This window comes from Pseudoalteromonas carrageenovora IAM 12662 (genome assembly GCF_900239935.1).
Classification (GTDB): domain Bacteria; phylum Pseudomonadota; class Gammaproteobacteria; order Enterobacterales; family Alteromonadaceae; genus Pseudoalteromonas; species Pseudoalteromonas carrageenovora.
Genome location: NZ_LT965930.1, coordinates 85,908 through 104,666, shown reverse-complemented (window position 1 = coordinate 104,666; position 18,759 = coordinate 85,908). Strand labels below are relative to the sequence as shown.

Genomic DNA, 18,759 nt, shown 5'->3' with positions numbered 1-18,759 from the left:
TGAAGTACTGTATATTCAAATAAAACTTTCAAGCTTGTACATATCTGTATAAATATCTATATTAGAAACAATATTTAAAAGGAGTTTTTATGCGTCAAGAAATACATGAAGTAACTATTCAAGATATTGAAAACGATTTATTTCTCGTAACGGGCGACCGTGGTTTAGCTAAAGCCCAAGCCCATGCGTTTTCCATACATTATCGTGGAGAGATTATAGACTCGGTTAAGTATAAGCGGGGCTTTATTTCAGCTGACGACTTAATCTATTCACGCCATGTACGTTGGGAGCATATGAAAAAGCATGCTCAAAAGCTAGCCGCAAATATGGCGAAGGCTGGGCGCGGAAATAAACCAAAGAATACAGCAGCTCATCATATAGTGTCTTGGAATGATATGCGCGCAGCCCGTTCAAGGCTTAGATTAGCAGCGTTCGGTATTGATATTGACCATGAAGCAAATGGTGTCTATTTACCTCGGTTTCAAAAGCATGTTCCAATGGACATCCTCCCAGATGCTTATCCTCATTCGAAAATTCACACAGGAAAATATTACTTTAATATTGAGTTCTTACTTAATGAAACGATAGCTGAGGGCCTAGGTCGACAAGGTATTATCGAAACGTTGAAAGAGATAGGTGAAGAACTTGCGGATGGTACATTTCCAATTACTACATTATTGACACAAGGTAATGCTTGATGACAGACAAATTTAATAAAGTATACAGTGTGAGTGTCGAGCCTGATGAGTTTCTCTTACTTAATGAAACGGGGTTCGAACAAACAATTCAATTGACCGAGGGCCAGTTGTTAATGTTCGACGGTATGAGCATGAGAGACAATTGGAGAGAGTTGGGCGTTGATTGGTTGGTAGAGCCTAGTATTGCCCACCAAAACTTAAAAAAACCTGATATAGCCGGTTTGGGTGCCTCAACAATTGTAGTATCCCCTAAATATTCACCTTTATTTTTAAACGGTTTTAGCAAAAACGTTGAGCTGCTTGAATGCAATTTAGAAGGTGAAAAGTGGTTTGCATTTAATGTTGTAGGCTTTGAGAAAGCCCTTAGTGAAGAACACTCCATTCGAAATATCAAAAATGGTAAACCAAGTAGAATTAGAAAGTTCAAAAAGATGGTATTCGACAAGAGTGCGATTGAAAATCCTGAATTATTTAGAGTACGAGAAGCTGGACTTCGATACTTTACTACAGATGCTACAAGTAGCTTATATAGCATCGTTCAAGAACACGGGATAAAAGGGTTGTACTTTCATGAAATAGAAACAGTATAACATCAGTGTCTAACAAGCTATGAGAAGTTCACTAGATACCGGCTAGCTCATAATCTTAAGGTACAAAACGGAAGTAAACTTCCGGTTTATAAGATTATATTGCTATATTTCGGAAGCAAACTTCCGTTTTTAGGGCTTCGTAGTTAGTTATCGGAAATATACTTCTGTTTTTTGAAAGCGTTAAACTAGATTGCTATATGAGCTGCATATCGGGGTATTATGTGAACGAGTAGCAGACGGTCGAGCAAACTCATTATTGGACAAGAACATGCTAGAGTATTAAAATAATAATTCCCAATATGGAGCTATTCGTGAGCCATACACCTTTTCTTCTACTGTATTATTTCGCTTTGCTAATTTAGTAAATTAAAAGGTTTAGTAATAAAAAAGCTAACATAAATGTTAGCTTTCAAACTTGAATTTAGCTGCTCTAATTATAAGAACAGGTAGGGCAAGGCTTAGAAATAACACTCTCTCTCCAAGCGCCCGAAAAGTTATTGTATCTCCACACTTCGGTAGAAACTTTATCATTTGTTGACTTCTTGACAAACTCAACTTGGAAATCTGTGTACTGACTTATGCCTGCATTAACTGCACCTTGATAAACACTAAGACTCAATGCAATACCTCCTCCCGAAGTTGTTCCACCACTACATGCTTCTTCACAGAAAATTGTTATTGTTTCCATATCTTCATCTGTATCGAAAGTAGTAATACCTCCACTGAAAAGATCTGAATCAAAAACGACAGCCATATGAGCAATAAATGGGTCTAACTTTGATACTGGTATACCAAAATAGTTCGCAAATTTTGTTTTTTGCTCATTCATAGCTTTATTCAATTCTTTTTCTGAATAATTCTCCGGCGAAATAAATTCAGGAACCTCATAAATTAGTTGCATATCAGGAGTAGATGAACCTGAGTTTAATCTCATGAATTGATCTGTAGCGTATTTATAGGCTTTTTCAGATAACCCCAAAGTTTTACTGTTATTAACTATATTACTTTTTATTTGTGATACTGGGTTATTGGGTTCAATTGTTGTTTTCGCATTAACACTAAAAGTACCAACAAAAAGAATTACAGAAGCTAGCTTATAAAAATTTGTCATATTAGAGTCCTTAATAAATTGACAATATGTTCACCATTGAACAAAAATAAAGCTATATTAACATTTGTTAATTGTCAATATAGGAACAATATTTACTTAACAAGCTTCTAATCGTAAGTTCCTACACTTGTCACAGACTCGGTCTAAATTGCCCCCTGTTCTTAGTAGCTATAATGTCAAAAATTAAGAAACTTACTAGAAGCTTTACGTTAGTATGTTTAGTTTTCATAGGCTCGGCGGGTATTACCAATCATCGTAGATTGAAAATGAATCATAGTTTCTTCCTCAAGACTCATCATTTTAGAGTGAATTTTAATCGTTAAAGGCCAGCACTAACTCGTTAAGGGGCAAAGGCAGCTTGGGATTGCTGCCTATATTAAATTAACAATCCGTTTCTCTGGATATCTTAATTGCATCTTCAATTTCAATTCCGAGATATCTGATGGTGTTATCAATTTTTGTATGGCCAAGCAGTAACTGAACGGCCCTTATATTTTTGGTTCGAGCGTAAATCAATGTCGCTTTGGTTCTTCGCATTGAGTGAGTTCCATAAAGGTCAGAATCAAGTCCTAATTGCTCAGCCCAACTCCTGATAATAGACCTGTAATATGAATAGCTTATTGGTTGATTAGAGCGGCGTAAACTCCGGAACAAATAATCTTTAGGTTGCAATTTAACTTCTTGAACCCAACGGCTAATACTTTGTTGTGTTCTCGGCGTTATCTCAAATTGAACTTCGATCCCTGTTTTCTTTTGTGTCCATTGCACCCTCTCAAAAACTTGATCTTGGGTAGCGACATCTCGAACTTTTAAAGACAGTAAATCACATGATCTTAATTTACTATCTATAGCCAAATTGAGTAACGCTAATTGCATCAAGTTGTTTTGAATTTCGATTCGAGTGCGAATACGCCAAATCTCTTCAAGCTTGAAAGGACGTTTCACACCAGTAGCATTGTGATTTAGTTCTGGTTTCATAGTGACCTCCTATTTAAAAGTTACTATGAGGATAGCGAATGTATTACTGATTAGGGTTTAGGCAGTTATGAGTTAGAGTCGACGGGCGGTTCGCTGCCATGAGCAGACTGAAGATCTTTAATGTCTGAAATCAAGATTTGGGTGATGCCAATCATACTCATTGCTAGGTCACAAAAAGTGGAACGCCAAGAAAAGCTCGCATGGATAGTCGCCTGTTTGTTTATTAGTTAGTTTTATTTACTCTTATTTATGTTGATTGCACCACTTAAGCCTAATCAAAAATAGTAATTTGGTCTTGTTCGCGTGTTAAATTAGGTTTTGATTAATGGCTTTTATAACGGCCTGAGTGCGGTCTTTTACGTCTAATTTGGCAAGAATTTGTGACACATGGTTACGAATAGTCCCCTCAGAGTTATTTAATTTTTTGGCAATCACTTTGTTTGGCATACCTAAAGACAAACACTGCAATACGGTTTGTTCTTTGTCCGTTAAGCTGAGCTGAGGGCTTAGTTGCTTTTTGAGTAAAAAATCAGTCACCGCACTTTGCAATACTCGCTCACCTGCAACGACCTGCTTGATAGCGCTAATGAGTTCTTCAAGTTCAATGTTTTTAAGCACATACCCACGAGCACCTAGATTAAGGGCTTTGACTAATACATCACAATCTTCAAATGTGGTGATGATCAGCACAGGGGTTTTATCACCCTTTTCACGCATTTTTTGCAGCACGCCGAGCCCATCTAAATTCGGCATTCTCATATCGAGTAAAGCAATGTCAAAACTATGCTCAGCTAATAGTGTAAGCGCTTGCAAGCCATCTTCAGCTTGGGCTTCGATATTAATGGCGCTATCAAGGTTAAGTAAATTAGCGAGGCCTAAACGAACTAATGTCTGATCTTCAACTAGTAGGCACTTTATCATGGCTTTTTTCTTCTAAATTTAGTGGTAGTGTCATGGTATTGATCAGTGTTTCTTGCTCAAGGTGTTGTGAAAATTCACCGCCAAATTGTGCCATTCGCTCATTTAATCCTGCTAATCCGTTCCCTTGTTTTGGTAAATGGGTCTCTGGTTGATTGTGATACGCTTTTGCAACTAACAGCAGCTGTTCGCCAACGTGGGTGACATTTACATGCAAAGTAAAATGGTTTGCTTGGGTATGTTTAAGGGTGTTGCTGATCATCTCTTGGGAAAACCGCAATACACAAAGGGCGTAGTCTTGAGGGAGCTGCTCTGTCTCCTTACTTAGTTGGAGATCACAGTGTAAATTAGGTGTTAGTTCGCAAATGGCCTCAAGAGCTTGCTTAAGTATCGTTTTGTCATTGCGTTGAGTGGAAACGATTTCGCGCACCTCAGCCAATACTTCTTGGCTAAGTTGGTGGCAAAGAGAGAGGGTTTCAACGGTGGCTTCATTTGCTGCTCTTTTAGCAAAATCTAAATTAATGCTGAGCGCGGTAAGCTTATGGCCGAGTGAGTCATGGAGCTCGCGTGATATATTTTGTCGCTCTTGCACTGCATGCATCACCCCCATCATGTGTTGGGTGGCTTTTAACTCTTTGTAGTTTTGGCGGGATTGGTAATGTGTATTTAAACTTTCGACAATCCGGCGACTGACAAACCAATTCATCAAGCAAAAGAAAAACCAAATTGTAAACGTGATCCAAGGAATGCCATTTTCCCAGCGCGAATAATGCGTTAAACCATAAACCAGCATGGCGGCCACAACACAAGCGAATATTTTAGGGAGCGAAAAATGAGGACTAAAAACCGCTGTGAACATCACTAGGTGGATAAAAACTAAGGACGTTGAACTCAGTTGTATCATTGCCAAAATAAGCAGGAAATAGCCAAGTGCTACGCCGTGAACAAATTTGTTAGGCTGTTTTAACACATACAGCAAAATAGCTAAAATGGAACCACTTACTATGATTTGCAAATATAGCGCTAATTCTGAGTTGGTATAATAGGCACACGCGGATGTCACCCCAAGCCACGATGCCAATGTTGAGAAATGCCAATCGGTTGTATGTCGTATAGTTGATTCCATTACTGTGGCCATATTTTTTAGCAATTATTGCAGAACTCGCGTTGTAAAAACAGTGACATCTGTCATAGCTCGGGCTATGAGCTTTGTGACTAGTGCCATTATGCCTCATTCATTTATGCTTTATTAATAAAAATTAGTTGGGCACATTAATGAATAAAGACAGTCGATTACATTACATTGATAATTTACGCAGCCTCGCGCTATTGCTTGGCATCGTATTTCATGCCGCTTTAGCCTACAGTCCGTTCTTTAGCAATATTTGGTTTACGGCAGACCCAAGCACATATGGTCTATTTGATTATATTACGCATACGCTGCACTTATTTCGGATGCCGTTATTTTTTATTATTGCAGGATTTTGCAGTGCACTTTTAATAGATAAATCGAGCAACGCGCGCTTTTTACATCATCGCAGTAAACATATTCTACTGCCTTTTATTGTATTTTTACCGTTAAGCTTTGCCGTTTACTACCATGCCTTGAGTTTTGGAGCTGGTATAGCTAATCCAATACCGCCGATTTTTGCTGTGTTTAAAGTTATTAAAGAGCCTGTTGTTAGCACTATGCACTTATGGTTTTTGTGGAACTTATTCCAGTTTTGCTTAATTCACTGGTTGTTGAAAACAACTGACTTATTAGGCAATAAATTCGATGCGCTTAGCGTCCACCCTTTATTTATGTGGGTTGTACTTCCCATCGCGTTAACGTTTTCATTAATGGGGCAATCTATTCCATTTCCTGCTCCTGATAAACTCACGCCACAGTTATGGTCGTATGGTTTTTACGGCAGTTTTTATTGGTTAGGAGTGGGACTTTATAAAAAACAGCTGCTCATTTGGTCATATCATAAGTACTTATGGCCTCTTATTTTGGGTGTTGCAATATCACTGACTGGTTACTTTTCTTTATTACCAGCCGCACCAAGCTTAGATGAAGTGATTGCCGCCGCAACAACAGGTTATTTTGCCGCAGCGGGAGAGCTACATGTATTGCATGTTTTATCACAAGGACTGAGTGTTATTTTGTTAACCGCCATAACGTTTTTACTTGGCCATCGTTTTTTAAATCACCAAAGTAAGCTCAGCCGCAGCATTTCAAATGCGTCATATTGGGTTTACTTGATACATGTGCCGGTATTGATTTATATTCAGATTCCATTGATTAATACTAATTTGCCAGTTTTAGTAAAGTTTATAGTTAGCGTGGTGGTTACATTACTTATAGGTCAAATAAGTTATTTATTATTAGTTAAAAATAAGTGGTTGGGCGCATTACTTAACGGTAGGCGAACCAAGAAAAGGTAATACAGTCAGCTTAAATGTCGTCACTTGGTAATGACTTAAAAGTGACAAAACTGACACATTAATAGCTACATAAAGGAATATTATTATGCAAGCAATAACAATCAAATCGACAACCGCCACGATTCAACAAGGGGCGATTAAAGCCGACGGCAAATTTTGGCTAACCAACACTGATATTCATTTTGCACCGTTTAATGCACAATTTGGGTTAGGGCCTTATACGTTTTCACGGCGTGAAATTATAAAAGTGAGTAAGTGCACTGGTAAAGTTGCGGGTATTTTGCCTTATACACATGATGCAATTGAACTCGTATTAAAAGATGGCAATAAATATCAATTCATTGTGTCAAACGCAGATGAATGGATTAAATTACTTACTCATACTGCATAGCGCAATCGCTGGTAATTCATCCAAATACCTATTGTTTTAATGTACCTAATAATGCACGATAAAAATATGACGCTATTTTAATTTGGTACTCAGTGAAGTACATGGATTTAATAAATGCGCTTTTGCTTAAGCTCGGATTGGATAAAAAGCTCATCCACTCATCGTGTTAGGGAAAAACTATCAAACAACAATAACGCGGTAGTTAAGCCGCTTGAGTTATATTGTTTTTCGCCTGATGCGTATTTCGACGATATAACCCCTGTTAACGCATTGGTGAGAGCGCTGAGTAGTGCAAATGCCGTTGTTTGGGTTGATAATCGCTCTGAGCCTTCGCTTGTGTTGCCACTATTACAAAAGCTCGTGCCCATTCGTTTTGAAAAAGCCAACGAGGATCAAATCTTGACTTCAGACATCAAAACTTTTGATTGACTGCTTCGCTCAAAGCCGACCTATAGAGTATTTGCGTTAACTCATAAAGGGGCAGAAACGAGTTACGCTTGAGTGTCCGCTGGCACAGAGCCGTCCTTCGGCTCTAACTCATTTTGTCCAAAAACGAGTTTATCCGACCGTTGGCTTCACGCTCATTGCAGTCTGTCAGGGGGATGTGACCAAACTACCAGAACAGATATGAGCTAGTACAAGTTATCATCCTGATAAAATGTGTTTTGAGTGTTATTGCCCTAATTTTTAAATTATCGATTCACGCTTATCTTTCAGTTGTTGTTTTATTTTTTCAAATTTTTCTTCATCTAGATTATATTTTTTAATAAAAAAATAACCTACGATTGCAGAGCCTACTGTACCAACAACCAAAATAACTCTCATAAATAAAATTGAGGTAGTTGACTGGTTTACCCCTAATAATGCTTCGAAGCCGATTAAATTGAGAGCTAGTCCAGAACCAATTGTAGCTATTGTGCTTGCAATTGCGATGATCCAATACTGTAAAGAAGCGAATAGCCCCTCTCTGCGGGCGTTATTTTCAAGCTCATCTACATCCATCTGATCAGCAATCATAGAAGAAATAATTACACCGATACAAGGCCAAATTGAGCAACATAATATGGCATCTAGAATTAACCACCAATCATTACCAGGTTGATAGATAAACCACTTGGCGATTCCACCAATAATTGTAATTCTGTAAGACCATTTTATGGTATTTACTTTTCCAATACGTGTTGAAAGTTTAGTCAATATATATATTGCGACTAGACCTGCAATTGCATATGAACTAGACAGTATTCCTTTTGAGGTCGCGCCTGCTAAAACGTTACCATCGTTCATATAATATACTAATACATAATAATCCATACTTGCGGCAAAGCTACCAACTGTCAACTGCACTGCAATCAAAATAAGTAATATTTTCATATTTTTATTTTTAATAATTGCTTTCATACTTGACAATAAAGGTAGCTTTTTATTTATTTCTGTTTTTTTATAATCACGCTCTTTAAGGAAGAGGGCTGGGAGCATCCCAAAGCAACCTAAGCAAATTATGGCAACACCCCAGCCAACATATTGCATACCTAAAATTACCCCTCCAAAGATACTAAGTTTTGCTAAAGGAAAAATCCAATGGTATGTAATCCCGCCTAATTTCAAAAAATAAGTTACAAAAGCCATCACCTTAGTCCGTTCGTGGTAGCTGTCAGAAGCCTCATACGCTAAGCATTTCATTGGTAAAGTCCAAAATGTATTAAATACATAAAACAAAAGAGCCATCAATGAAAAATAATATAGTTGTAATGGTTCATTCCATTGCACAGGCACCATCCAAATTAAACCAAATGCGATACAAGATAACCAAGGAAATACGAATAAAAAAGGTCTTCTTCTACCGTAAGGCGTTTGTAATTTATCTGACCAATAACCAACTAATGGGGAAATAAAACTAGCTACTAGTACAGGAGCTTTTATCGCCAGAGCTAAGAAAAAAGGATCTACACCTAATGTCATTTGATAATATGGTATGGCTAAGATTCCAATACCTTGGTGAGAAAAGAAAATGCCTAAAAAACCAATCCCTAACAATATTTTATGTTTAAGTAGCGCATCTTCATTTTTTGATTGAAACATAGTATCTCTCTAATACTTCACCAGCTTGTACTTTAATTTAAGACAGATGGTATATTAATTTTTTATTTGAAAAGGGATAAATTATGGGATAACGTTAGCATAATTTATTTACCTTAACTATTCTCGGAGAATTTGAACTAAATGGTAACAATAAAGGATGTTGCGCGCGTAGCTGATGTTTCACCTTCAACTGTTTCTCGAGTAGTGCGTGGGGAGGGGAAGGTAGGTAAGAAATGCAGAGCTAAAGTACAAAAAGTAATCGATGAAATGGGTTATAGACCTAATACTAACGCTAGAGCATTAGTCAGCAGGAGGTCTGAATTAGTTGGTATTGTAACTCCAGCACTTCACAAGCCGTTTTTTGGTTCTATAGCTTTTGGGGCTGAAAAAGCTGCTAGGAAAAAGTCATTTCAAGTGATGATGCGAAATTCGCATAACGATCCTGAGCACGAAATTGATGCTATCAACTCATTTCGAGAGCATGGTTGTGAAAATGTTATTTTACATAGTAAATCCGGCTCCGTTGAATCTTTGAAAGAGCTAGCAGAAAAAATCCCTGGGTTGGTATTTATAAACCGATTTATACCTGAATTAGCATCTAGATGTGTTTGGCTTGATAATGTATCTGGGGGCCGTATGACTGCAGATTATCTATACAGTAAAGGTCACAGAGATATCGCTATAGTTAGCTTAAGGCTAAATGATGATCAAGAAGAGCGAATTCAAGGTGTAAGCCAGTTTTTTCAATCAAAAGGTATCCCAATACCTCAAAGTAATATTATTGAACGCGATTCAGCTAAAGAGATTTTTACAAACATCGAAGAGTATTGTATCTATGCCGTTAAAGAGCTGTATAAGAGAGATGCAAAGTTTACAGCTATAGTTGCATATAACGATGAAATGGCCGTTTGTCTTATGAACGCTTTATTTAATTTTGGTAAAAGAGTGCCTGAGGATGTGTCAGTTATCGGGTTTGATGATCTTGATATAGCACACAAATGCCGTCCTGCCCTGACTACTATTCGCTATCCTATTATTGAGATGTCTGAATACGCGACAAGTCTATCGTTACAAATGACATTAGAAAAAGAAAACATTGTTCAAAGAACACATTTGTTCATGCCTACATTGGTTGAACGTCAATCAGTTAAAGAAATTAATATTTAGCGCTCTTAAACTAATTTTAAATTAATTATTCTCTACCCAGTTTATTTACCTTCCTATTGAGGGGTTTCGATACCCCTCTATCGTGTGTATTCACCAATGTAATGTTTTGTAAATATTTATTCTCTATTTAGGTTCTAAGCAATATAAATCAATAACTTATAGTTTATAGGTTTTTAATTGGTTAATGTAATGTTGACATTCATCACTATTAAGATTAACTTTTAGGGATAACGTTATCCCTTTGAGTCGATGTAGGAATGATATTTTGAACTTTAAAATAAATAAATTTAGGCCGTTGAGAGTATTAATTATGCTACTGAGTATTATCAGTGCAAGCTCTTGGGCCAATGATGATAGAGTAAGCTTTAATAGTGGATGGTTATTCTCTAAAGGTGATCATATTGATGCGGCTAAGAGTGAATTTGAAGATTCAAGATGGAGAAAGTTAGACTTACCGCACGATTGGGCTATTGAGGGACCATTTGATAAGGCGTATAGCGCCAGAAATGGTGGTCTGCCTGTATTTGGAACAGCTTGGTACAGAAAGCATTTTACTTTACCAAAATCGACCCTTGGCAAATCAGTTTCTATTACCTTTGATGGCGCAATGTCGAACACTGAGGTTTTTGTTAATGGAAATAAAGTTATTAGTCGGCCATTTGGGTATATTGCTTTTGAATTTGATATCACGCCTTATCTGAACAGCCCAGGCGATGAAAATGTGATTTCAGTAAAGTTATCACCTGAAAACTATTCAGCTCGTTGGTACTCTGGGGCTGGTATTTATCGTAATACCTGGCTTGAGATTAACGACAAAGTGCATATCAAACAGTGGGAAACATTTGTTTCAACTCCAACAATTACAAAAGATAAAGCAATTGTCGATTACAAAACCACGGTTATTAATACCGAAAAATCGTCTCAACCTGTTGTTATAAAAACAAGTATAAAATCAGCTGAGGGTGTTGTGGTAGATGAAGTGGCTCAAAACACTATATTACCCGCAAATAGTGAACACAAAATCCAACAGCAACTTAAAATTAGTCAACCTAGGTTATGGGACACTGAAGATCCATATAGATATACGGTAGTTACTACCGTTGTAAAAGATGGTAACGCTGTTGATGTTAATTCTGTACCGTTAGGTGTTCGAAAAATTGAGTTTAAAGCAGATGATGGCTTTTGGCTCAATGACCGAAGGGTTCAAATTCAGGGGGTTTGTTTACACCACGACAATGGGCCGCTAGGTGCTATTGTTAATACGCGTGCTATCGAAAGAAAGCTAGAAATAATGAAAGAAATGGGTGCTAACTCTGTTAGAACTTCTCATAACCCTCCATCACCAGAACTAGTTGAATTAGCTGATAAAATGGGTATTTTATTGCAAGTTGAAGCTTTCGATATGTGGGAAATTGAAAAACCTGCTGTAGTAAATGGATACAATAAGGATTTTGAACAGTGGCATGACCGTGATTTACGAGACATGATCAAACAATACCGTAATAACCCTTCAGTAATCATGTGGAGTATTGGTAATGAGGTTATGGAACAGCGTAAAGATGACGGTTGGAAAGTTGCTAAAAATTTACAGCGTATTGCACATGACGAAGACCCTACTCGCTTAGTAACCAATGGCTTGAGCATGTACCCTGACTTTATAGATAAAGGCATGGCGCAAGAAATGGATATTGTGGGTCTAAATTATAAGGCTTATAAATATCAAGAAATTAAGCAGGCACACCCCGATTGGATAATTGTTGGAACGGAGACATCATCTGTTGTCAGTACACGTGGTGTGTATCATTTCCCGATTGAGAAATATAATAAGCATGAGTCTAAATATGTCACAAGTTTTGATGTGATCACCCCTCCTTGGGCTTATATCCCTGATCTAGAATTCGAAAATTTAAAAAATAATCCAAGTGTTATGGGCGAGTATATATGGACAGGTTTTGACTATATTGGCGAGCCTACGCCTTACGGTGGGCGTGATCATGGAAATAAGTTTTATTGGAATCAAGATTGGCCAGCACGAAGTTCATCATTTGGGGCTGTTGATTTAGTTGGATTTAAAAAAGATAGATTCTACCTTTACCAAAGCCAGTGGACAGACAAACCAATGGTACACGTATTACCACATTGGAATTGGTCCGAAAAAGTTGGTGAAACAATCCCCGTTTTTGCATATACAAATGCTGAAGAGGTTGAATTATTTGTAAATGGTCAATCTCAAGGAAGAAAACGAAAAGGTGAAGATAAAGTACGCTTACCAGTCAGCCTACGTTACGACAAGTCGGTTAAATACTTTGATTCTCCTTATCGGCTGCGTTGGGACGTTGAGTATCAACCTGGTGAGATTAAAGTTGTGGCATATACAAACAATAAAGTGGTTTCTGCTAAAACCATTAAAACTGCTAATAAAGCAGCTCAAATAGCGCTATCCCCTGATAGAAAAGTGCTGAGCGCAGATGGTTATGATCTATCTTATATCACCGTGGAGATTACAGACACTGACGGTAATTTAGTTCCTGATGCCGATAATAAAATCAATTTTAAAGTAGAAGGTGCTGGTGAAATTATTGCGGTTGGAAATGGTGATTCGGCAACAACAGCCCCATTTCAAGCTGATTATCGCCATGCCTTTTACGGTAAGGCTATGTTAATAGTTAAAAGTAATAAAGGCATGGCTGGGGAAATAAAAGTGACTGCTAGTGCAGAAAAATTAATTTCAAGTTCAGTTGTATTAGTTAGCCAGTAAGCAGATAGCCCGTGTTGCAGAGGTAGCCAATATTTGCCTAGCTGCGATTGGCTGATTAATAGTGGAAGGGAAAAGCATTACCTTAGAGTAGTTAGCTGAGGAATGTTTTCTTGGATGGAAATAACAAACGGTTCTGTATTTCAATATATCGATACATTTAATTGTTTGTATCGTTTTTTATAAAAGGCCTTTTATGTTACTTAGAATTTTTTTACCAATAACAATGCTAATTACAGTTAGCGCACACGCTAATGTAGAGGTGAATACCTCAAAAAGTATTAAAAATATAGATAAAACTAAATTAGCAGTTAATCAAAAAAAACCGACAAACATTTTGTGGATTTATATGGAGGATCAAAATCCGTGGAATAATGCTTGGGGGGATTACACTGTATCAACACCAAATATTAAAAAATTTGCAGATCAAGGCGTTCGTTTTACAAATACACACCAGCCCGCTCCAGTCTGTTCTGCAACACGTTCAGCATTAATTACAGGGCAATATCAAACAACCTTGGGCCTTCAGAATCATCGTTCTAGTCGTGCCAGTTACAATGCCACTTTTTTACCAAAAGGATATAAAACGGTTCCAGAGCTGTTTGTTGATGCTGGATACCAGACATTTAATATTGGTAAAGATGATTACAATTTTAAATATGATCGTAGCAAACTTTATAATGCTCACGAAGGAAAAGCGGGTTTTCAAGGTGCACATGACGGCACTAAATTTGATTGGGCTAAAAGCCTTAAAAATAAACCTTTTTTTGGTCAGATACAGCTACAAGGCGGAAAGCATCATAACTTTAAGGGTAAAGATGTTCCTCAAGTCGACCCAGATAAAATGACGCTTCCACCTTATTATGCAGATACCCCAGCAACACGCGCTGAATGGGCAAAGCATTATAAAACTCAAGTTTTATCTGATATCGAATTAGGTCAAATTTTAAAAGAGTTAGATGACAATAATATATTAGAAAACACTGCAATTTTTTGGTTTTCAGATCATGGCATGCTATTACTTCGCCACAAACAGGAGCTTTATGAGGATGGCGTAAAAGTACCTTTAATTATCAGTTGGCCTGCAGGTAAAGAGCTATTAAAAAGTAAAGGTGCTGTAAGAAATGATTTGATCAGCGGTTTAGATATACCAGCAACCAGCCTTGCTTTAGCCGGTATTGACATCCCTTCTTATTATGACGGTAAGAATGTTTTTTCTGAAGAGTTTTCAGGTCGAGATTACGTTATTTCAGCCAAAGATCGAATGGATTATACATTTGACAGAGCGAGAAGCGTACGAACTGAAAAATACCGTTACATACGCCAATATCATCCAGAGCTTTCGAGCGCTCAACCGCAATACCGCGATAAAAAACAATACTCTATAGAGGCTCGTGCTTTATATGAAGAAGGTAAGCTAACCCCAGTGCAAGCAGCATACTATTCTCCGACAAAGCCGGTAGAAGAGTTATATGATCTGCAATCAGACCCTGACCAAATTAAAAATTTAGCTGCATTGCCTAAGTATAAAAAAGAGCTCTTACGTCATCGCCAAATTTTACTCGATTGGATTGCCAAAACAGACGACAAGGGTGCATATCCAGAGTCTGAGCGAGCAGTTAAAGAAGTGCTTGATATATGGGGTAAAAATTGTGTAAGTACTCAATGTGAAAGCTATCGGTTACACCATCCTGATTCAGTAAATATACCGGGTGATAAAGTGTATTCACCAATCCAATGGCCAGCCTACATGCCAAAGCCAAAAACACCATACTATAGCGAAATAGAGCATATATACCGAAAGAAATTTCAGTAACTTAGGAGCTGAATGCTCAGAAATATTAATTCTGAGCGTTCAATTAAGGTCATAAACACAACCCATAAAAATTGAGATGTAAGAATGAATTATAAAACTAAAGTAATCCCCTTAATTTTAAGTGCTTTACCGCTGCTTTCTATGCAGTTGTACGCTAAAGAGGTTTTAACTTTTGAACCGGTAGCGCAGGATATGACCCCGATTATTCGCAGCGCTCTGAAAAATGTAAAAGATAAAGATTTAAAAATTGTATTTAAGAAAGGGACTTATAAGTTTTTACCTGAATATGCATCAAGTGAGTACCGACGAATTACCAATCATGGTAATGGATTAAAAAAAATAGCTTTTTCTTTAGATGGTTTTGACTCAGTTGAAATTGAAGGTGCTGGCTCTGAATTTGTTTTTCATGGGCAAATAGCGCCGTTTGAATTCTATAATAATAAAAGCGTTAAAGTGAGTAACATTACTATTGATTGGGATATACCGTTTACGTTTGTAGCTGAAGTAATGGCAGTAAATGAGAAACTAGGATATCGAGACGTAAGGCCTGTTAAAGGCGATCATCAGTGGGATCTCAAAGGGGGCAAAATTCGGTTCCCGAATGTTGATGGATTTAGTTATAACTATTTAGGCTCTACACTTGCTTGGGATAAAAATGAAAAGCGAGTTGTTCATGGTGGTATAGACAGTAAAAGCAAGTCAGATAACGTAGAAGACTTAGGAAATGGGGTTTTAAGAATTCATGAAAGACTTAAAGATTATCCTCCTGTTGGTTCGTTAACAAGCTCAAAAGGCGATAGAGAAACGCATCGGTACGCACCCGCTTTTCAGGTAAAAAATTCTAAAAATATAGTGTTTGATAATGTAGTTATACACCACGCTTTAGGAATGGGGTTTTTATTTGAAAAAAGTGAGGACATACAGATTTTAAACTCAGGCGTTTATTTACGTGATGGTTCAGAGCGCTTAATTTCTACAACGGCTGATGCAACTCACTTTGCTAATTGTAAGGGCGATATTTTAATAGAAAATAGTCGTTTTGAAAATATGCTAGATGACGGCGCAAACGTACATGGCACTTACACCATAGTTGATAAAATAATCGATAGTCACACCGTAATGGTCAAATTTGGTCACTTTGAGCAAACAGGGTTTGAGTTTACCGGTCAAGGTGATGAAATTTGGTTCATACACCAGCCAAATACCAAAAGAGAAAGTGTAAATACAGTTGAATCTGTAAACGTGATCAATGAAGCTTATACGCAAATTAAGTTTAAAAACAGTTTGCCAAAACAGCTCGCCAAAGGTGACTTGCTAGAAAACAAAACGTGGAACCCTACTTTCACAATGCTTAAAACCATCATTAAAAACCACCGCGCGCGTAATGTAGTTTTAAAAACACCATTAAAAACGGTTATTGAAGAGAATTTCTTTTCATCAATGATGTCATCAATTTTGTTTCGTGGAGAAACTTTCTTTTGGTACGAATCAGGTGCAGTAGAGGACGTACTAATAAGAAACAATACTTTTGACTATGTAGCTTATGCAGGGAAACCTCATGCGGTTTTAAACATAACACCAAGACTAAGCAAAAGTTTTAATCAAGATGAGATATACGATCGCAACATTCGATTTGAAAATAACACAATAAATAGCTTTGGTAATCGTATTGTTTGGGCTGATAGAGTTGGCGGTTTAACGGTGTCGGGTAATACGATTAATAGTAATATTAACCAGCCTGTATTGCATCCAGATAGCCCACTTTTTGAGTTTGTTAACAGTGAAAATATTGAACTTAAAAACAATACTTATAATGGCAAAGTACAACGAGTGCTTATCGTTGATGATAGCTCTAAAGGCACTTTAATAGACGACGGCTCTATTAAGTAACTTCAATCAAATTATATGACAAGGATCTTTTATGTTTATTTCTGTCGTTAAATTCACTTTGATTTTATCTTTATTTCTATTTAGCTTGTGCACTATTGCAAATGATAAAGTGATAGATGTAAGCGACTTTGGCGCGATTAAAGATACAGGGTCCGACAGTACTCATAGCTTATATAAAGCTTTGCAAGAGGCTAAAAAAATCGGTGCAACAAAAATCACTTTTCCTAAAGGTCGGTACGACTTTTATGAAGAGCGAGCCGCCGATAGATTAATGTATATAAGCAATAATGACCCAGGTATTAAACGTATTACATTTCCTTTGTCATCATTTAATAATCTTGAAATAGATGGAAATAACTCTACTTTTATTTTTCATGGTGGTTTAGTGCCATTTATTTTAGATGAAAGTAGTCATATTGTACTTCGTAATTTTTCTATCGACTTTTCTCGGGCTTTTCACTCCGAAGCATTAATTGCTGGTGCTGGAAAAGGGTATTTAGATTTAAAATTTACAGACCAATTCCCTTATAAGATTAATGAGGCCGGTATTTTAAAATTTCAGTCTCAGCTATTTCAAGCCTCAGGAATAAAAAATAAAGACAGACTTAAACGTAAACAAATTTCGCAAGATGAATATAAATATGAATATAAGCGTGTATTAGAGTTTAACTTTGCACTGCGTGAGCCTGAGTATATGGCGCAAGATATATTTACTGGAAATGCTTTACGTGCTGAAAAGCTAAATGGAGGCGACGTTGTAAGAATTTTTCATCCAAATTTGAAAGCAAAAGTTGGAAATATATTAGTTTTTCAGGCAAAGCATCGTGATTACCCTGGTGTGGTTATTTCAGACAGTAACAATGTCGAACTTCATAATATTACTATTCATCATGCAGGGGGGATGGGAGTAATTGCTCAACGATCTCATAATATTACAATCAAAGACTCTAAAGTCTCTCCTAGCAAAGGGCGTATTGTAAGCACTACAGCAGATGCAACGCATTTTGTTAATTGCACTGGAAAAATTAAGTTGATTGATAACTTATTCGAAAGTCAAAAGGATGATGCTACTAACATACATGGAATTTATGCTGCAATTGATAAAATTATAGATGATAAAACGGTAGAAATTAAGCTACAACACCCACAGCAATTTGGCTTTGATTTTATAGCACCAGAAGATGAGCTAGAACTAGTTCATGGGCCTAGTTTGATAACTTATGGGTCAGCTTTGGTCGCAAAGAGTACTCGAGTTAGTAATGAAGTAACTCGAATTGAGTTCGTTAAGCCATTTGATAGCCGGTTACAAAAAGGTGATTCTGTAGCTGAGGTTCGAGATTATGCACACGTTATTATTAAAGGAAATACAATTCGTAAAAACCGAGCTAGAGGTATGTTGTTAAATAGCCGAGGTAAAACGTTAGTTGAAAATAACTATTTTCATACATCTGGATCGGCCATTTTATTTGAAGGCGACGCAAACTTTTGGTTTGAGCAAGGTGGCGTCCGAAATATAACGATTAAAAATAATATTTTTGAAAATAGTTTTTATAGTCAGTGGGGGCAGGGGGTTATAGCCGTAGACGCTGGAATTGATGAGCAGTTTAAAGAAACATCACGATATAACAAAAATATTGTAATAAAAGGCAACACATTCAAAGTGTTTGATAAAGCGCCTATTCTAAACTTATTTTCTGTTTCAAATTTAGTTTTTGAAAATAACATCATTGAAAAAACGACTGAATATCCTGAACGTAAAAAATATGACTCATTGTTTTTAATAAACAACAGCGACAATATTACCATTTCTATAAATAATATTTTACAAGGATTCTCTGAAAGTAAGTCGCAGCTACTTAGTCCAACAACTTATAAAAGAGCTAAAAACTAAAATGAGTATTTTAATAATAAGTACTTTTAGTCAGTTTTATAT

At 36.9% G+C, this 18,759-nt stretch carries 15 protein-coding genes; 10 read left to right on the top strand and 5 right to left on the bottom strand.

The features are described from left to right. Positions 1-89: 89 nt before the first annotated feature. The gene (locus ALFOR1_RS20270) at positions 90-698 is read left to right on the top strand and encodes an AHH domain-containing protein (protein ID WP_104644256.1); all 609 of its coding nucleotides are present in this window, start codon (positions 90-92) and stop codon (positions 696-698) included. Beyond that, positions 698-1,288, top strand: coding sequence for a hypothetical protein (locus ALFOR1_RS20265; protein ID WP_104644255.1), 591 nt, complete (start codon positions 698-700; stop codon positions 1,286-1,288). The genes ALFOR1_RS20270 and ALFOR1_RS20265 overlap by 1 nt, the downstream gene beginning before the upstream one ends. Positions 1,289-1,718: 430 nt before the next feature. On the opposite strand, the gene ALFOR1_RS20260 is transcribed toward ALFOR1_RS20265, so the two are convergent. The 4 genes from ALFOR1_RS20260 to ALFOR1_RS20245 form a co-directional block, all read right to left on the bottom strand. Further along, complete coding sequence (locus ALFOR1_RS20260) at positions 1,719-2,399, bottom strand: hypothetical protein (RefSeq protein WP_104644254.1); 681 nt, start codon at positions 2,397-2,399, stop codon at positions 1,719-1,721. 381 nt (positions 2,400-2,780) lie between these two features. Continuing rightward, positions 2,781-3,377, bottom strand: a complete 597-nt coding sequence (locus ALFOR1_RS20255; protein WP_104644253.1) for a tyrosine-type recombinase/integrase — start codon at positions 3,375-3,377, stop codon at positions 2,781-2,783. Positions 3,378-3,683: 306 nt separating this feature from the next. Beyond that, the gene (locus ALFOR1_RS20250; RefSeq protein WP_104644252.1) at positions 3,684-4,298 is read right to left on the bottom strand and encodes a response regulator; all 615 of its coding nucleotides are present in this window, start codon (positions 4,296-4,298) and stop codon (positions 3,684-3,686) included. After that, positions 4,276-5,421, bottom strand: coding sequence for a sensor histidine kinase (locus ALFOR1_RS20245; RefSeq protein ID WP_104644251.1), 1,146 nt, complete (start codon positions 5,419-5,421; stop codon positions 4,276-4,278). The genes ALFOR1_RS20250 and ALFOR1_RS20245 overlap by 23 nt, the downstream gene beginning before the upstream one ends. A gap of 149 nt (positions 5,422-5,570) precedes the next feature. Between ALFOR1_RS20245 and ALFOR1_RS20240 the strand changes: the two genes are divergently transcribed. The 3 genes from ALFOR1_RS20240 to ALFOR1_RS20230 all read left to right on the top strand — a co-directional run bounded on the left by ALFOR1_RS20240 (position 5,571) and on the right by ALFOR1_RS20230 (position 7,545). After that, complete coding sequence (locus ALFOR1_RS20240) at positions 5,571-6,725, top strand: acyltransferase family protein (RefSeq protein ID WP_104644250.1); 1,155 nt, start codon at positions 5,571-5,573, stop codon at positions 6,723-6,725. Positions 6,726-6,810: 85 nt separating this feature from the next. Further along, a complete protein-coding gene (locus ALFOR1_RS20235; protein ID WP_104644249.1) occupies positions 6,811-7,116 on the top strand; it encodes a hypothetical protein in 306 nt (101 codons plus the stop codon). Between the two features lie 114 nt (positions 7,117-7,230). Continuing rightward, a complete protein-coding gene (locus ALFOR1_RS20230; RefSeq protein ID WP_104644248.1) occupies positions 7,231-7,545 on the top strand; it encodes a hypothetical protein in 315 nt (104 codons plus the stop codon). A gap of 258 nt (positions 7,546-7,803) precedes the next feature. On the opposite strand, the gene ALFOR1_RS20225 is transcribed toward ALFOR1_RS20230, so the two are convergent. Further along, positions 7,804-9,198 (bottom strand): MFS transporter, encoded by a 1,395-nt coding sequence (locus ALFOR1_RS20225; RefSeq protein ID WP_104644247.1) that lies wholly within the window; start codon positions 9,196-9,198, stop codon positions 7,804-7,806. A 141-nt stretch (positions 9,199-9,339) separates the two neighbouring features. On the opposite strand from ALFOR1_RS20225, the gene ALFOR1_RS20220 reads away from it, so the two are divergent. The 5 genes from ALFOR1_RS20220 (at position 9,340) to ALFOR1_RS20200 (ending at position 18,717) form a co-directional block, all read left to right on the top strand. Continuing rightward, on the top strand, positions 9,340-10,365 hold the full coding sequence (locus ALFOR1_RS20220; RefSeq protein ID WP_104644246.1) for a LacI family DNA-binding transcriptional regulator: 1,026 nt from the start codon (positions 9,340-9,342) through the stop codon (positions 10,363-10,365). Positions 10,366-10,675: 310 nt separating this feature from the next. Continuing rightward, complete coding sequence (locus tag ALFOR1_RS20215; protein ID WP_104644245.1) at positions 10,676-13,123, top strand: glycoside hydrolase family 2 TIM barrel-domain containing protein; 2,448 nt, start codon at positions 10,676-10,678, stop codon at positions 13,121-13,123. A 193-nt stretch (positions 13,124-13,316) separates the two neighbouring features. Further along, on the top strand, positions 13,317-14,936 hold the full coding sequence (locus ALFOR1_RS20210; protein ID WP_104644244.1) for a sulfatase family protein: 1,620 nt from the start codon (positions 13,317-13,319) through the stop codon (positions 14,934-14,936). Between the two features lie 84 nt (positions 14,937-15,020). Next, positions 15,021-16,826 (top strand): alpha-1,3-galactosidase-related protein, encoded by a 1,806-nt coding sequence (locus ALFOR1_RS20205; protein WP_104644243.1) that lies wholly within the window; start codon positions 15,021-15,023, stop codon positions 16,824-16,826. Positions 16,827-16,857: 31 nt separating this feature from the next. Then, entirely contained in the window at positions 16,858-18,717 is a 1,860-nt protein-coding gene (locus ALFOR1_RS20200) for a right-handed parallel beta-helix repeat-containing protein (RefSeq protein WP_104644242.1), read from the top strand. The last annotated feature ends 42 nt before the right edge of the window (positions 18,718-18,759 follow it).

Bases quoted from the DNA above. Each gene is read 5' to 3' on its own strand.
- ALFOR1_RS20210 (WP_104644244.1), top strand. From the start codon at position 13,317: ATGTTACTTAGAATTTTTTTACCAATAACAATGCTAATTACAGTTAGC.
- ALFOR1_RS20220 (WP_104644246.1), top strand. From the start codon at position 9,340: ATGGTAACAATAAAGGATGTTGCGCGCGTAGCTGATGTTTCACCTTCA.
- ALFOR1_RS20265 (WP_104644255.1), top strand. From the start codon at position 698: ATGACAGACAAATTTAATAAAGTATACAGTGTGAGTGTCGAGCCTGAT.
- ALFOR1_RS20205 (WP_104644243.1), top strand. From the start codon at position 15,021: ATGAATTATAAAACTAAAGTAATCCCCTTAATTTTAAGTGCTTTACCG.
- ALFOR1_RS20235 (WP_104644249.1), top strand. From the start codon at position 6,811: ATGCAAGCAATAACAATCAAATCGACAACCGCCACGATTCAACAAGGG.
- ALFOR1_RS20260 (WP_104644254.1), bottom strand. From the start codon at position 2,399: ATGACAAATTTTTATAAGCTAGCTTCTGTAATTCTTTTTGTTGGTACT.
- ALFOR1_RS20225 (WP_104644247.1), bottom strand. From the start codon at position 9,198: ATGTTTCAATCAAAAAATGAAGATGCGCTACTTAAACATAAAATATTG.
- ALFOR1_RS20255 (WP_104644253.1), bottom strand. From the start codon at position 3,377: ATGAAACCAGAACTAAATCACAATGCTACTGGTGTGAAACGTCCTTTC.
- ALFOR1_RS20200 (WP_104644242.1), top strand. From the start codon at position 16,858: ATGTTTATTTCTGTCGTTAAATTCACTTTGATTTTATCTTTATTTCTA.
- ALFOR1_RS20230 (WP_104644248.1), top strand. From the start codon at position 7,231: ATGCGCTTTTGCTTAAGCTCGGATTGGATAAAAAGCTCATCCACTCAT.
- ALFOR1_RS20250 (WP_104644252.1), bottom strand. From the start codon at position 4,298: ATGATAAAGTGCCTACTAGTTGAAGATCAGACATTAGTTCGTTTAGGC.
- ALFOR1_RS20240 (WP_104644250.1), top strand. From the start codon at position 5,571: ATGAATAAAGACAGTCGATTACATTACATTGATAATTTACGCAGCCTC.
- ALFOR1_RS20270 (WP_104644256.1), top strand. From the start codon at position 90: ATGCGTCAAGAAATACATGAAGTAACTATTCAAGATATTGAAAACGAT.
- ALFOR1_RS20245 (WP_104644251.1), bottom strand. From the start codon at position 5,421: ATGGAATCAACTATACGACATACAACCGATTGGCATTTCTCAACATTG.
- ALFOR1_RS20215 (WP_104644245.1), top strand. From the start codon at position 10,676: ATGCTACTGAGTATTATCAGTGCAAGCTCTTGGGCCAATGATGATAGA.